The 13,746-nt window shown below is 62.1% G+C and carries 14 protein-coding genes; 11 read left to right on the plus strand and 3 right to left on the minus strand.

What is annotated here, in order from left to right; genetic code table 11:
* Positions 1 to 25 precede the first annotated feature (25 nt).
* Both NKH30_RS29020 and NKH30_RS29025 read left to right on the plus strand, forming a co-directional pair.
* Positions 26 to 835 (plus strand): ABC transporter ATP-binding protein, encoded by an 810-nt coding sequence (locus tag NKH30_RS29020; RefSeq protein WP_352542771.1) that lies wholly within the window; start codon positions 26 to 28, stop codon positions 833 to 835.
* Positions 836 to 846: 11 nt separating this feature from the next.
* A complete protein-coding gene (locus NKH30_RS29025; RefSeq protein ID WP_352997667.1) occupies positions 847 to 1,725 on the plus strand; it encodes an ABC transporter permease in 879 nt (292 codons plus the stop codon).
* Positions 1,726 to 1,749: 24 nt separating this feature from the next.
* Here NKH30_RS29025 and NKH30_RS29030 read toward each other — a convergent pair whose 3' ends face one another.
* From NKH30_RS29030 to NKH30_RS29040, 3 genes are all read right to left on the minus strand, one after another.
* Positions 1,750 to 3,141: a sensor histidine kinase gene (locus NKH30_RS29030; RefSeq protein WP_352997668.1), complete on the minus strand. Its 1,392-nt coding sequence runs from the start codon at positions 3,139 to 3,141 to the stop codon at positions 1,750 to 1,752.
* Positions 3,131 to 3,805: a response regulator gene (locus tag NKH30_RS29035; protein WP_352542768.1), complete on the minus strand. Its 675-nt coding sequence runs from the start codon at positions 3,803 to 3,805 to the stop codon at positions 3,131 to 3,133. The genes NKH30_RS29030 and NKH30_RS29035 overlap by 11 nt, the downstream gene beginning before the upstream one ends.
* A gap of 286 nt (positions 3,806 to 4,091) precedes the next feature.
* A complete protein-coding gene (locus NKH30_RS29040) occupies positions 4,092 to 4,724 on the minus strand; it encodes a methyltransferase family protein (protein WP_352542767.1) in 633 nt (210 codons plus the stop codon).
* 255 nt (positions 4,725 to 4,979) lie between these two features.
* Here NKH30_RS29040 and NKH30_RS29045 point away from each other — a divergent pair, with 255 nt between their 5' ends.
* The 9 genes from NKH30_RS29045 to NKH30_RS29085 all read left to right on the plus strand — a co-directional run bounded on the left by NKH30_RS29045 (position 4,980) and on the right by NKH30_RS29085 (position 13,646).
* A complete protein-coding gene (locus tag NKH30_RS29045; RefSeq protein ID WP_352542766.1) occupies positions 4,980 to 5,237 on the plus strand; it encodes a hypothetical protein in 258 nt (85 codons plus the stop codon).
* 39 nt (positions 5,238 to 5,276) lie between these two features.
* Positions 5,277 to 6,071: a COG4705 family protein gene (locus tag NKH30_RS29050; protein WP_352542765.1), complete on the plus strand. Its 795-nt coding sequence runs from the start codon at positions 5,277 to 5,279 to the stop codon at positions 6,069 to 6,071.
* 111 nt (positions 6,072 to 6,182) lie between these two features.
* Positions 6,183 to 6,692, plus strand: coding sequence for a cytochrome b (locus NKH30_RS29055; protein ID WP_352997669.1), 510 nt, complete (start codon positions 6,183 to 6,185; stop codon positions 6,690 to 6,692).
* A 119-nt stretch (positions 6,693 to 6,811) separates the two neighbouring features.
* On the plus strand, positions 6,812 to 7,489 hold the full coding sequence (locus tag NKH30_RS29060; protein ID WP_352542763.1) for a winged helix-turn-helix domain-containing protein: 678 nt from the start codon (positions 6,812 to 6,814) through the stop codon (positions 7,487 to 7,489).
* Positions 7,490 to 7,530: 41 nt separating this feature from the next.
* The gene (locus NKH30_RS29065; RefSeq protein WP_352816320.1) at positions 7,531 to 8,949 is read left to right on the plus strand and encodes a sensor histidine kinase; all 1,419 of its coding nucleotides are present in this window, start codon (positions 7,531 to 7,533) and stop codon (positions 8,947 to 8,949) included.
* A 145-nt stretch (positions 8,950 to 9,094) separates the two neighbouring features.
* Positions 9,095 to 9,661: a hypothetical protein gene (locus NKH30_RS29070; protein WP_352542761.1), complete on the plus strand. Its 567-nt coding sequence runs from the start codon at positions 9,095 to 9,097 to the stop codon at positions 9,659 to 9,661.
* Position 9,662: 1 nt separating this feature from the next.
* Entirely contained in the window at positions 9,663 to 10,325 is a 663-nt protein-coding gene (locus NKH30_RS29075) for an ABC transporter ATP-binding protein (RefSeq protein WP_352923615.1), read from the plus strand.
* Complete coding sequence (locus NKH30_RS29080; RefSeq protein ID WP_352542759.1) at positions 10,318 to 10,995, plus strand: ABC transporter ATP-binding protein; 678 nt, start codon at positions 10,318 to 10,320, stop codon at positions 10,993 to 10,995. Before NKH30_RS29075 ends, NKH30_RS29080 begins: the two co-directional genes overlap by 8 nt.
* Positions 10,992 to 13,646, plus strand: coding sequence for an ABC transporter permease (locus NKH30_RS29085; protein ID WP_352997670.1), 2,655 nt, complete (start codon positions 10,992 to 10,994; stop codon positions 13,644 to 13,646). The genes NKH30_RS29080 and NKH30_RS29085 overlap by 4 nt, the downstream gene beginning before the upstream one ends.
* Positions 13,647 to 13,746: the final 100 nt, after the last annotated feature.

Genomic DNA, 13,746 nt, shown 5'->3' on the forward strand with positions numbered 1-13,746 from the left:
CGCTGGGCCTTGGAGTATCTTTATCATGGCTGCCGAAAAAACCGTTCCGGCGATCGAGCTGATCAATGTCAGCCGCCGCTTCCTCTCCCCCACCGGCAAATCGCTGACCGCGTTGCGCGACTTCACCATGACGGTCGAGCGTGGCGAATTCGTCGCCGTCGTCGGCCCGACCGGCTGCGGAAAGTCGACCAGCCTCAACCTGATCACCGGTCTGGCAGCCCCAAGCGCCGGCGAGGTTCGCGTCATGGGCGGCCCAGTCAAGGGAATAGACCCACGCATCGGCTTCGTTTTCCAGAGCGACGCCCTGTTTCCCTGGCGCACGGTGATCGAGAACGTCATGGCGGGCCCGCTGTTTCGCGGCAGGCCGAGGTCGACGGCCATGGCCGCGGCGCGCGACTGGCTGGCGCGCGTCGGCCTGTCACGGTTCGAGCAGCATTATCCGCACCAGCTTTCGGGCGGCATGCGCAAGCGCGTGGCGCTCGCCCAGACCTTCATCAACGGCCCCGAGATTCTGCTCATGGACGAGCCGTTCTCCGCACTCGACGTGCAGACACGCGTGCTCATGCATGAAGAGCTGCTGCGGCTGTGGTCGCAGGCCAAGGCCTCGGTGGTCTTCGTCACCCACGATCTGGAGGAGGCGATCGCCCTGGCCGACAAGGTCTATGTGCTGACTGCTGGTCCGGCGACAGTGAAGTCGGTCTACACCATCGATCTGCCGCGACCGCGCGTCGTCGCCGATATCCGTTACGAGCAGAGCTTCATCAATTATTCGCGCACAATCTGGGCCGATCTCAAGGAAGAGGTCGAGACCAGCTATGCGCGGGCCGCGGCCTGAAGGAGAACATTATGACTGATGCTGCCATCGACGTCAGCGCCGAAAGCTTCAGGCCAGGAACCTCTGACGCCGAAATCGAAGCCGCCGCCGCAAAGGCGGCGAAGCACCGCCGCCGCACGGTAATCTTCTGGCGGATTGCCATCCTCGTCATCTTCCTGTCCTTGTGGGAAATCGCCGGCCGCCTCGCCTGGATCGATCCGTTCTTCTACGCGATGCCGAGCACGATCGCGGCCAGGCTCTACGAATGGACGACGGAAGGAACGTCGGAAGGACCGCTCTGGTACCATCTTTATGTCACCATTGAGGAAGCCACAATCGGCTTCGTGACCGGTTCGGCTACCGGCATCATCATCGGCGTCGCTCTTGGCCGCAACCGCATGGCCGCGGATATCTTTTCCATCTACATCAAGGTGATCAATTCCATTCCTCGCGTGGTATTGGCGCCGATCTTCATCATGATCCTGGGCCTGGGGCTGGCCTCGAAAGTGGCGCTCGCCTTCGTCATGGTTTTCTTCGTGGTCTTTCATAACGCCTTCCAGGGCGTGCGCGAAGCCGACCGGGCGATGATCGCCAACGCCCGTATCCTTGGCGCTTCCGACTGGCAATTGACACGCTCGGTGATCGTGCCGTCGGCGATGAGCTGGATCTTCGCCAGCCTGCATGTCAGCTTCGGCTTTGCCATAATCGGCGCCATCGTCGGCGAGTTCGTCGGCTCGCGCTACGGCATCGGCCTGCTTATCAACATCGCCAAGGGCTCCTTTGACGCGGCCGGCATGTATGCCGCGATCGTCATCGTCATGGTGGTGGCGCTCGGTGCGGAATATCTGATGACGATGGTCGAGGACCGGCTGGCGAAATGGCGTCCGCAGCCCCTGCACGAGACGCAATGACCTGAACCAAGTCGGGAAGCTGAATCAGGCTTGGGCTGCCTGGTAGGCGGGCAGCTTGGCTTGGGCGCTCAATCCGGGCAGCGGCTTGCGGTTGGCGAGCGCGATCTCGCCGTCATGCGACGAGACAATCTCGCGCACGATGGCGAGACCCAAGCCGGTGCCTTCGCTGTCCGGTTCGGACCCTCTATAAAAGCGCTCGAACACCTTTTCCTTGTCGCCTTCGGCAATGCCCGGTCCCGTATCTTCCACCTGCAGCACGATCCAGCTCGCATCGCGGCCGATCCTTGCGGTGACCGAGCCGCCTTGTGGGGTGTAGCGCAGGGCGTTGTCGACCACGTTGACGACAAGTTCGCGAAGCAAGGTCGGATGTCCCCACACGATGAGATCATCTCCCTCGGACTCGAATCCGAGGTCGATGTTGCGCGACAGCGCCGCCTGCGCCAACCCCTCGAGAGCATCCCTGGCCACGGCGCTGAAATCGACGCTGGATTTCATCAGCGAAGAGCTACCCTGCTCGGCGCGGGCAAGTGAAAGAAGCTGGTTCGACAGCCGCGCCATGCCATCGACAGACATGTCGACCGCGGCCAGAATTTCATCCTTGGTGCCGATATCGCGTTCGCGCAGGCCGACGCTGACCTGCGTCTTCAACAGCGCCAGCGGCGTCCGCAACTGGTGCGCGGCGTTGGCGACGAAGCGCCTCTGCGTGGCCATCTGGCGCTGGATGCGGTTGAAGCCCTCGTTCAGCGCTTCGACAAGCGGGCGCAATTCGCTCTGGACAGTGTCGGCGGCGAAAGGCTTCAGTTCCGCCGGATCGCGCTCCATCACATCGTTGCGAAGGCGCAGGATCGGCGCCAAGCCACGGCGCAGCCCGAAAACGCCGAGCAGGCCGGCAGCCGCGACGAGCAGCACCTGGTCGCGCAGCGCCTTGAGCCATAGGCCGGTCATCAGCTTGTCGTGCCCCCTCAACGTCTGACCGACCGCCACCATTGCATTGCCCGGGTTCTGCTTGCTGACCATGGGCTGGGCAATGGCAACCGCATGGACAGGCTGGTCGCGAAACGTCGTTTCGAAATAGACCGGATTGAGATCGGCGGGTTGGCCAGGCGGTGCGATGACATCGGGATAGCCGGCAATGACTTGGCCACGTGGTGTCGTCACGCGGTAGACGACGCGGTCGGGCTGATCGGATGCGAACATTTCCAGCGCAGCCGGCGGGATCGGCGCTTCCAGCACGCCGTCGTTTTCGCGAATGTTTTCCGCGATTACCCGAGCCGATGCCAGAAGGGTTCGATCGGTGATCAGATTGGCGGTTTCCTCCGCATTCTTGTAGGTCGTCCACACGTTGAACGAGACGACGGCCGTCAGTGGCACGACGAGCCAGGCGAGCAGTTCACGCTGGAGGCTTCTAGTGGCCATCGTCGATTCGCAAGGCGTAGCCGAGACCGCGAAGAGTGGTGATCGCCATGCCGCTGCCCTCCAGCTTCTTCCTGACGCGGTGAACGCAGATTTCCAGGGCGTTCGGATTTGTCTCGTCGTCGAAGCCGAAGATACTCTCGGCGAGCATAGTCTTCTGGACCGGCCGACCGGCGCGCATGATCAGCGTTTCAAGCACGGCATGTTCGCGAGCGGTCAAGTGAAGCGGGCTTTCGCCGAGGGTGAAGGCACGTGCCTGCGTGTCGAAGGCGAGCGTGCCGAACCGCACCATCGGGTCGAAGTTTGCCCGACCACGCCGCAGCTGCGCGCGGACGCGCGCCTCGAATTCATCGACGTTGAACGGTTTGACCAGATAGTCGTCGGCGCCACTGTCGAGGCCACGCACCCGGCTCGATACGGCATCGTTGGCGGTGAGAATGATGACGGGCGTTGTGCTGCCGCGACTTCGCAGCCGCCGCAAGATCTCGATGCCATCAAGATGCGGCAAGGCCAGATCGAGGATGACCAGCGCATAGTCCTGACTGGCGAGTGCGAGGTCGGCATCGTCGCCGCGATAGACGCAGTCGATCACGTAATGATCGCGCCGCAGCAGGCGGGCAAGCCATGTCGACAATTCGCGATTGTCTTCAGCAAGTAAAATACGCATTCAATGCAATCCGTCTCAACGGCCGACAGCCACATCGCGAAAGAGTGCGTCTACAAAGGGGTCCGGCGAAAATGTTTTGGCCAATGTTGGGAGATGGGTTTTCCGTTGGCCGCCGTCCCGCTAGTGCCCTTCCGGTAAATGACCATCCGATATCGCAAATTCCCGGTCTGTATTGCGCCAAGTGCCGAAAATCAGTCGATGCTCTTATGTCTTTAGCGAAAACGGTCGCTACTGTCCCAGTTGATAGCGACGAGCGTGGGCGAATGGCAGCAGATTTATGCATTGATCAATAGAGGGTGAACAGTGTCGGCAGGAAGCCGCCATTCCTAAAATGCTCGACCGTTTCGATCACCGGAAAAAGGGCGAGGAAATAAAGCCCGTCATAGAATGTTCGCTTCAAGGCATGCGTTGAGAACTGTCGTTCGGCCTGGTCGGCAAACAACAGCGGGTTCGGCCAGAAGCGCGGCGTTCGCTCCGCATACGCCAGATAAGCGGGGCCAAACTTTCCCAGCAGGAATTCAGCTTCCTTGCGCGCTGTCACCCGAAAAACGACGAAACTGGCTAGGCCAAGTGCCACGGCCACCACGACGGATCCATATATCAGCCCAATGCCCACCGCGCCGATCGTTGAGAAGAAGTAGAGCGGGTTCTGGGTCATCGAAAATGGCCCGGCGGAAATCAACTCTTCGTTCTTTTTGCCGCCGACATAGAGAATGCTCCACAGACGGCCACCGACACAAATGAGGATGAGGAGGCCGCCCAGCAGTTCGACGAACTCGTGTCCGCTCGACCCTTCGCTCAGGAACGGCTTGACAAACAGCAGCAGCGCTATGGCCAGGACGGCCGCTACCTGGAGAACGATGAGGCGCTTGTGCTGGTCGAATGCCTTTGGGGAGGGTTTGAGGGAGGCGTAGGTCATTGGTTTCCCGCGGCTCTGGCAAGTCTATGGGTGGGCCGAAGTGTCGTTGCGCGTAACCAGCTACTCTTTCCGCCGCCTGATGGCGAGGCAATCGACGGGTTTTCTCGAATTCTTACAAAAAAGTAAACCACCGGACAGATGCCGGCGAACTCGCCTCCCTATGGTCGCTGCTGCCGGTGGTCGCTGCTGCCGGTCGACTGGCCAGAGCTTGATCGACACTGCCGGAACCCCGGCGCCAAATAGGGAAGATATCACATGAACAGACTGGTTCTCGCCCTCGCGCTCGGTACAGTTGCCATCGCCAACCCGATTTTATCAGCATCCGCAGCCACGACCCCTTGCGAAACCTCGCTCAAGGATCTGAGGGCAGCAGAAGCAACGGCGAAACTCAGCGATACGGACAAGACCAAGGTTTCCGAGCTGGAGACCAAGGGAATCGAGCGCTGCAACGCCGACGACGACAAGCGCGCCGACGACTTCTTCGCTCAGGCCATGAAAATCCTGGGCAAGTAAGTCGACCCTACCTTCTCCATCAACGACAGGGATACAGCCATGCTCTCGCCAGCCGCCCGATGGGTCGCGCCTGCTCTTAACCGGGTTCCCGATGTCACCGTCGATTTCTGGCTGATCAAGCTCTTGGCGGTGACCATGGGCGAGACGGCGGCCGACTATCTCGCCGTCAATCTCGGCCTCGGGCTCACCGTTACGTCGCTGATCATGACCGGCATCCTGATTGTCGCGCTCATCCTTCAATTCGCGCAGAAACGTTATGTGCCATGGGCCTACTGGCTGGCGGTCGTGCTGATCAGCGTTGTCGGCACGCTGATCACCGACAATCTCGTCGACAATTTCGGGGTGCGGCTTGAAACGACGACGATTGCATTCAGCATCGCGCTCGCCGCAACATTCGCGGTCTGGTACGCCAGCGAGAGGACCCTGTCCATCCACACGATCTTCACCACCAGGCGTGAGATCTTCTACTGGTTGGCGATACTGTTCACCTTCTCGCTGGGCACCGCGGCAGGCGATCTGGTCGCCGAAAAGTTCGACATGGGCTACCTCACCACCGGCCTGTTGTTTGGCGGCGTCATCGCGCTGATCGCCTTTGCCCATTATGTTCTCAAACTGGACGGCATCCTTGCCTTCTGGCTCGCCTACATCCTGACGCGGCCGCTGGGCGCTTCATTCGGCGACCTGCTCTCGCAGCCGGTCGAATATGGCGGCCTAGGCTTTGGCACCACCTTGACCAGCATCCTCTTCCTTGGCTGCATCATCGCCCTGGTTCTCTACATGAGCCTGAAGAAGGACACCGACGAGGCCGACAAAATCCTGCTTGAATCGGAGTAGGAATCAAGCATCTGCACACCCGCCTGACGCGACGAGAACGCGCCAAAACGTCACGGATCCCTGCCGTGGGTTGCTATGGGCAGCTATCGCGCTCACCTCATGGACAGAAGAATGAACTCCAAGAAATCCGGTTATAGCGGCCTCCAAATTAGCCTGCATTGGACGGTAGCGGCGCTTGTCCTGTTCCAGCTCCTGTTCGGGGAAAACATGACAACCTACGTCGATGCGGCAGCGGCAGGACGCCGACTGTCAACCTACGAGCAGACCATGGGGTCCGCCCATTACTGGGTCGGCCTGGCGATCCTGTTGCTGGTGTTCGTGCGACTGGCCGTCCGCCTCTTTGTCGGTGCGCCCAAGCCGCAATCGACAATGCCGAAATGGATGGCTTTCGCCTCACGCGCAACGCATGCACTGTTCTACGGCTTTCTCGTCGCTGTTCCTGTTTCCGGGCTTCTGGCCTTTCATCTCTGGGGCTGGATGGGCGATATCCATGCCTGGGCAAAGCCGGTGTTCATCGTCCTGATCTGCATTCATGCCAGTGCGGCACTCTTCCATCATTTTATTCTGAAAGACGCCGTGCTGCGCAGGATGCTTGTTCCTGCGCGCGATCCGGTCGGATGACACTGTGGGCATGTGCAACGACGACGAGCCACCAGGCGCTGGCGGATATTCTAGGAACGGACCGCCGCCGGTGCTAGCATGCCGCACTGACAAAGCCTCGGCAACAGACCGGAACAGAGATGCGACTTCTCCTTGTTGAGGATGACCCACGGACGGCCGACTACGTCGTCAAGGGACTGAGCGAAGCCGGGCATGTCTGCGATCTGCTGCGCAACGGGCATGACGCGCTGTTTGCCGCGACACGCGACGCCTATGACGTGATCATAGCGGATCGGATGATCCCCGGCCTGGACGGCCTGTCGATGATCAAGGCGGTGCGTGCCGCCGGGGTGCGAACGCCGGCGATCTTTTTGACCTCGGTCGGTGGCGTCGATGACCGGGTCGAAGGACTGGAGGCCGGCGGCGACGACTATCTCGTCAAGCCTTTCGCCTTTTCCGAGCTGCTCGCCCGCATCAACGCCCTTGGCCGCCGGCCGCCGGCGCAGGAGCAGAAGACCGCATTGCGGGTCGCCGATCTCGAAATGGATCTGATCATGCGCCGCGTCACCAGGCAGGGGCATGTGATCGACCTGCAGCCGCGGGAATTCAGCCTGCTCGAAGTGCTGATGCGTGGCGAAGGCCGCGTCATCACCCGGACCATGCTGCTGGAACGCGTCTGGGATTTCCATTTCGATCCCAAGACGAGCGTCGTCGAAACCCATATCAGCCGGCTGAGGACCAAGATCGACAAGCCGTTCGAAACCCAGCTTATCCATACGGTCCGCAACACCGGCTACAGTCTGCATGCGCCTATCTAGACCATGATCCCAAAAAGTGGGCCCGGTTGTTGGAAAAGATCATGGCCAAACAAGAAGATAGAGTCCCATCCCGTTTCTACCGGGATGGATCGGGCCCCAGCCTGCTGCGCAGCACGCCTTTCCGGCTTGCATTGACCTTCGGCTTCCTGTTCGTGCTTGCCTTTATCCTGTCGGGCGCCATCGTCTATCAGCTGATGAGCGCCGACCTTGCCCAGCGGCTCGACGAATCCATCAAAGAGACCTATTCCGTGGTGGCGGTAACTTATGCCGAAAGCGACCTGGAGGATCTGGTTGCCACGGTCGACAGCCACGCGGCGCTCTCAACCAAGAAAGAGCAGCTGTTCTCGCTGACCGGTCCGGCCGGCAATCATCTTGCCGGCAACTTTACCGCGGCGGACCTTCCCGACGGCTTCTCGATGTTTGAGGCCACCATGCCCGGCGTGCCAGCCGACACCGTCTATAGGGCCTGGTCCGGTTCGGTTGGCGGAAACAGTCTGACGGTCGCTTTCAGCCTTTCCGAGACCGAAGAGCTGGAAAGCATTGTGCTGATGAGCTTCGGCTGGGGAACCCTCATCATCACCGGTCTGGCGGTGGCCGGCGGCGCCTTGCTGGCCTCGCGTGTCCAGCGCCGCCTCGACGGTATCGCCGCCACTATGGTCGACGTGTCGCATGGGCGGCTTGACGCCCGCATTCCCCTGGTTGGCAACGGCGACGATATTGACGGGGTTTCCGCACAGGTCAACGCTGCGCTCGACCGGCTGTCGGCGCTGGTCGAAGGCATGAAGCAGGTCAGCGCCAACATCGCGCATGATTTGAAGACGCCGCTGAACCGCCTGCAGATGATTTTGGAAGCCGCCGCCGACAAGACCGCTTTGGGCGAAGCGGTTTCCGATGATTTGGCGGACGCCCGGGCGGAAGGGCTCCAGATCAATGAGACGTTCGATGCCTTGCTGCGCATCGCCCAGATCGAGGCTGGAGCACGCAAGGCGCGCTTCATCGATCTGGACGTCAATGGCGTCGTTGAGAGCATTGCCGAAATCTATGCGGACGTTGCCGAGGATGACGGAAAGTCGCTGACGGCAAAGATCTTTCAAGGCGCACAATGTCAGATCCAAGGCGATTGGGAATTGTTGACGCAGATGTTCGCCAATCTGGTGGAGAACGCCTTGCGGCATTGCCCGGCAGGCACCGTCATCGAATTGTCGGTGACCCGGCAGGACGACCGCATTGTTGCGAAAGTCGGCGACGACGGCCCGGGGATTCCTATTGAGGAGCGTGAAAAAGTGTTCCAACGGCTCTACCGGCTCGACAACAGCCGCTCGACGCCCGGCAGCGGCCTTGGGCTTAGCCTGGTGCGCGCCATAGCCGATCTGCACGGCGCATCCATTGCCCTGGAGGACCGTCATCCAGGCCTCGCGGTGGTGGTCAGTTTCCCCGCTGCTAAATCATCGGCTGGCTAGCCACTGCCCTCCAAGCTTACCAATCCGTATGAACCAGGCGACATGCCTGTAAGCTTGATGCGCGATAGTGAGCGCATCCGCCGTGCCAACTCGAAAGGCCGCTCAAATGATGTCCGCTCATCGAAAAATCAGCCGGATCCTGCCGATGCTTACTGTCGCGGCATGTCTGGGCGCTGCCGGCGCGCTCATTCCAGGTTTCGCAAATCTGCCGGCGTTAGCGGCCGAGAAGGTCGTCCCCGCGGAAAAGAACCCTCCTGGGGACATTCCCGATACGCAGGTCTTCATCGACTATGCCTCGCCGCAAGGTTTCACCATGAAGGTGCCGGAGGGCTGGGCGCGCTCGGATCATGCCGACGGCGCCAGCTTCGTCGACAAGCTCGACGGCGTCGTTGTCTCCGTGGCGAAGGCGGACGCCGCGCCAACCGTCGACAGCGTCAAGGCGGACTATGTTCCGAAGCTGCAATCCACCGGTCGAGCAGTCCGGGTTACGGCGGTCAAGCAGGTCAAGCTGCCGGCGGGGCCGGCAATCCGCATCGTCTACACGTCCAACTCCGAACCGAACGCGGTGACCAACAGGCAGGTCCGCCTGGAAAATGAGCGCTACCTCTATTTCAAGGACGGCAAGCTCGTCACGCTCGAACTCTATGCGCCAAAGGGCGCCGACAATGTCGACCAGTGGCAGTTGATGTCCAACTCGTTGCGGTGGAAGTGAGATGCACGCGCTGGACGCGCACGAACTCTATCGGTTCTATCACATCGGCGACGACGAGACGGCTGCACTGCGCGGTGTAAGTTTTCAGATGTCGCCCGGTGAGATCGTCGCCCTGACCGGGCCGTCCGGCAGCGGCAAGTCCACCTTGCTGGCCTGCGTAACCGGGCTGGACGAGCCGGATGGTGGTCATGTCGAGGTGGCCGGCCTGCGCCTGACCCGACGATCGGAGGCCGAGCGCACGCGCATTCGCATCGCCAATTTCGGCATCCTCCTACAGTCCGGCAACCTGTTTGGCCACCTGAGCGTCGAGCAGAACATCCGTTTGCAGATGCTGCTGGCGGGAAAGCAGGACGAGAAACGAATTGGCGCCCTGCTGGAAAGCGTCGGCCTGTCGCATCGCGGAAATGCATTTCCAACCGAGCTTTCGGGCGGCGAGACGGCGCGCGCCGGCCTTGCCGTGGCGCTGGCCGCGGATCCCCCCATTCTGGTTGCCGATGAGCCGACCGCGGAGGTCGACCGCGACACTGAATCAGGGCTGATCGAGCAGTTCGAGGCCAGACGCGAAGCCGGACTGGTGACGCTGCTCGCAACCCACAGCAAAGCGCTGGCGCAAAGAGCCGACCGGATCATCCGTCTGAGAGACGGGAGGATCGAGGGTGAGTAGGACGCTAGTTGTCGGCAAAGGTCTTGGCCGCGACTTTCATGATGGGAACGCCGGCCGGATCACCGTTTTGCGCGATGTCGACTGCGAGATCGCGGCGGGCGCGCGCATTGCCTTGGTCGGGCCTTCCGGCAGCGGCAAGACAACGCTGCTGCATATTCTTGGCGGGCTGGACAGACCGACGACCGGCACCATTGAATGGCCCGGGCTCGGCCCGTTCGAGGAACTGCGGCCGCGTCAGGTCGGATTCGTGTTCCAGTCGCCCAGCCTGTTTCCCGCCCTTACGGCGGCTCAGAATGTCGGCCTGCCAATGGTGCTGGCCGGCGAAAGCGCCGCGGATGAAACCGCGGCAGCACTGCTGGAGTCGTTTGGCCTCGGCGAGCTTGGCGACAAACTGCCGGAGGAATTGTCCGGCGGACAGTCGCAGCGCATTGCCATGGCCCGGGCGCTGGCCACAGGACCGAAACTCGTTCTTGCCGACGAGCCAACCGGGCAGCTCGACAGCCGGACGGCGCAATTCTTCTTCGACGCCGTGCTGGACCGGCTGGAGGACACCGGCGTGGCGCTGGTCGTGGCGACGCATGACGAAGCGGTCGCGGCTCGCATGGCAACGCGCTGGACAATGGATCACGGCCGGCTGGTCACCGGTCGGCCGTGGAACGTCACAGCATGATGCTTTTGCTTTGGCTTCGGGGCATACTCGCCCGTCGTTTCGTTCGTATCGCCGGCTCGATGGCGGGCGTCGCGCTCAGCGTAGCGCTTCTCGCGGCGATGGCGCTTTTTCTCGCCAGCGCCAGTTCCTCGATGACGGCTCGCGCCATATCGGCCGTGCCGATCGACTGGCAGGTCCAGGTGATTTCCGGTGCCGATCCGGACTTGATCGGTAAGGCGGTGAGCGAAGCCACGCCGGTCAAGGCCGTTTACCAGGTCCGCTATGCGGATGTCGCCGGTTTCGAGGCCCAGACCGGCGGCACCACGCAGACCACCGGACCGGGACAGGTCATCGCCTTCGATAGCGGCTATTCCCGGGCCTTTCCGGCCGAAGTCCGGCCGCTTTCCGGCAAGACCGACGGTGTTCTCATTGCCCAGCAGACGGCGGCCAACCTACATGTCGGCCCCGGCGACACGGTGTCGATCAAGCGAATCGGGCTGCCCCCGGCAGAAGTGAAAGTTGCCGGCGTGATCGACCTTCCCGACGCCGATTCGCTGTTCCAGGCGGTAGGCCTGCCGCCCCAGGCTGCTCCGCAGGCGCCGCCTGACAATGTGCTTGTGCTGTCACGGCAGGACTGGCAGCAATTGTTCGACCCGCAGCAGAAAATGCGCCCCGACACCACCAGGCTGCAATGGCATGTTCGGCTCGCCCATGAGGCGCTGCCCACCGATCCTGTCACGGCCTATACATTCGTCACCAGTGCAAAGCGCAACCTCGAGGCGCGGACCGTGGGTCAGGCTCTGGTCGCCGACAATCTCGGCTCCCGCCTCGGAGCAGTCCGCGAGGACGCACTTTACGCCTCCGTGCTGTTCCTGTTTCTCGGGCTGCCCGGCATTGCGCTGGCCATTGCGCTCACCTTTGCGGTCACATCGTCCGGTGCGGCGCGCCGGCGGATGGAGCAGGCGCTGCTGCGCGTCCGCGGCGCCACGACAAGGACAATCCTGTCCCTGTCGGCAGCCGAGGCCGCGATCGCCGCTGTCGGCGGAACTGCGCTTGGCATAGCCGCGGCGTTGCTCTTCGGCCGCATCGCTTCGGGCCAGCATGTAACGGCGAGCACGAGCGGTCCGACACTGCTTCTTGTCGCCTTGTTCGGGCTGCTCGTCGGTTTCGTCGCCTTTCTGTTTCCTGCCTGGCGTGACGCGCGCTGGGCGACTGTCAGTGCCGCGCGGCGTGCCGTCAGCCGCTCGGGGACGCCGGTCTGGCAGCGCCTATGGCTGGACATGCTTTTGCTCGCGGCAGCCGGGCTCTTCTTCTGGCAGTCGGCGAGCACCGGATACCAGATCGTGCTGGCACCCGAAGGCGTCGCCGCAACCTCGGTGGACTACAAGGCGTTCATCGCGCCGGCGCTGTTCTGGCTGGGCATGGCGCTGCTGACCGTGCGGCTGTCGGGCACTATCATCGCGCGCAACGGCGCGGGCCTTCGGGCGATCATCGCGCCAGTCGCCGGGCCTCTCGCGAACGTCGTATCGGCGGCGCTGTCTCGGCAATCGGGACGCCTGACCGTCGGCATCGCCATGACCGCGCTGGCGATCTCCTTCGCCACGTCGACCGCGATCTTCAACACCACCTACAACGCACAGGCGCGCATCGACGCGGAATTGACCAATGGTTCCGACGTCACCGTCTTCGGCACATCGGGCAGGCCGGCCGGGACACATCTGGCAGCGCTGGCCGCACTGCCCGAGGCGGCAGCGGCAGAGCCCATGCAGCACCGTTTCGCCTATGTCGGCGCCGACCTGCAGGATCTCTATGGCATCGACCCCATGCGCATCGAACGCGCAACGAGCCTTTCCGATGCCTATTTCAGCGGCGCCAGCGCGGCCAGCATGCTCGACCAGCTCACCCTGACTCCCAACGGTGTTCTGGTGTCGGAAGAGACCGTGCAAGACTTCCAGCTCCAGCAAGGCGATACGATCAATCTTCGGCTCATGGATGCAAAGGATCACCAGTACCATCCCATCGCCTTCAGGTTCATTGGTGTTGTGCGTGAGTTTCCGACCGCGCCGAAGGACTCCTTCCTCGTCGCCAACGCCGCCTACGTGGGCCGCATGACCGGGTCGGATGCATCCGAATACGTCCTGATGCGGGCAAAGGCCGATCCGTCAGCGCTGGCACGACAGGCCGTTTCGGTGCTTTCCTTCGATCCGTCGCTGAAGGTTGCCGACATCGCACAAGCCGCTCATCTCATCGGCTCGAGCCTGACGGCGGTCGACCTCGGCGGGCTGACCACGATCGAACTGGGGTTTTCTGTTGTCATGGCGGCTGCCGCCGCCGGCCTGATGCTGGCATTGGGGTTCATCGAGCGCCGCAGGAACTTCGCCATACTGAGCGCCATCGGCGCCAAGCCCCGGCAATTGGCGGCCTTCCTGTGGGGCGAAGGCCTCCTCATCCTCGTCGGTGGTTTCGCATTCGGTCTGCTGTCGGGGTTCCTGACGGCGTGGATGTTGGTGAAGCTGTTGACTGGCGTGTTCGACCCTCCGCCCGAGGCGCTGTCGATCCCCTGGGCTTATCTTGGGGTCGTGCTCGGCCTTGTCGCCGCTTCGGTCGTCGCCGCCGTCCTGTCGGCCAGGCCTTCGTCCGGACGAGACGCCGAGCACCTGCGCGATTTCTAGAGTATCCGTGTTGGTCAAGGGAGAGATGGTGTCCAGGTCCGATTGTCCCTGAGTAGTGCGTTTGCGAGGATGATGAGCTTTCGCATGATGGCTGTGATGG

This window comes from Mesorhizobium sp. M1273, assembly GCF_040318195.1.
Classification (GTDB): domain Bacteria; phylum Pseudomonadota; class Alphaproteobacteria; order Rhizobiales; family Rhizobiaceae; genus Mesorhizobium.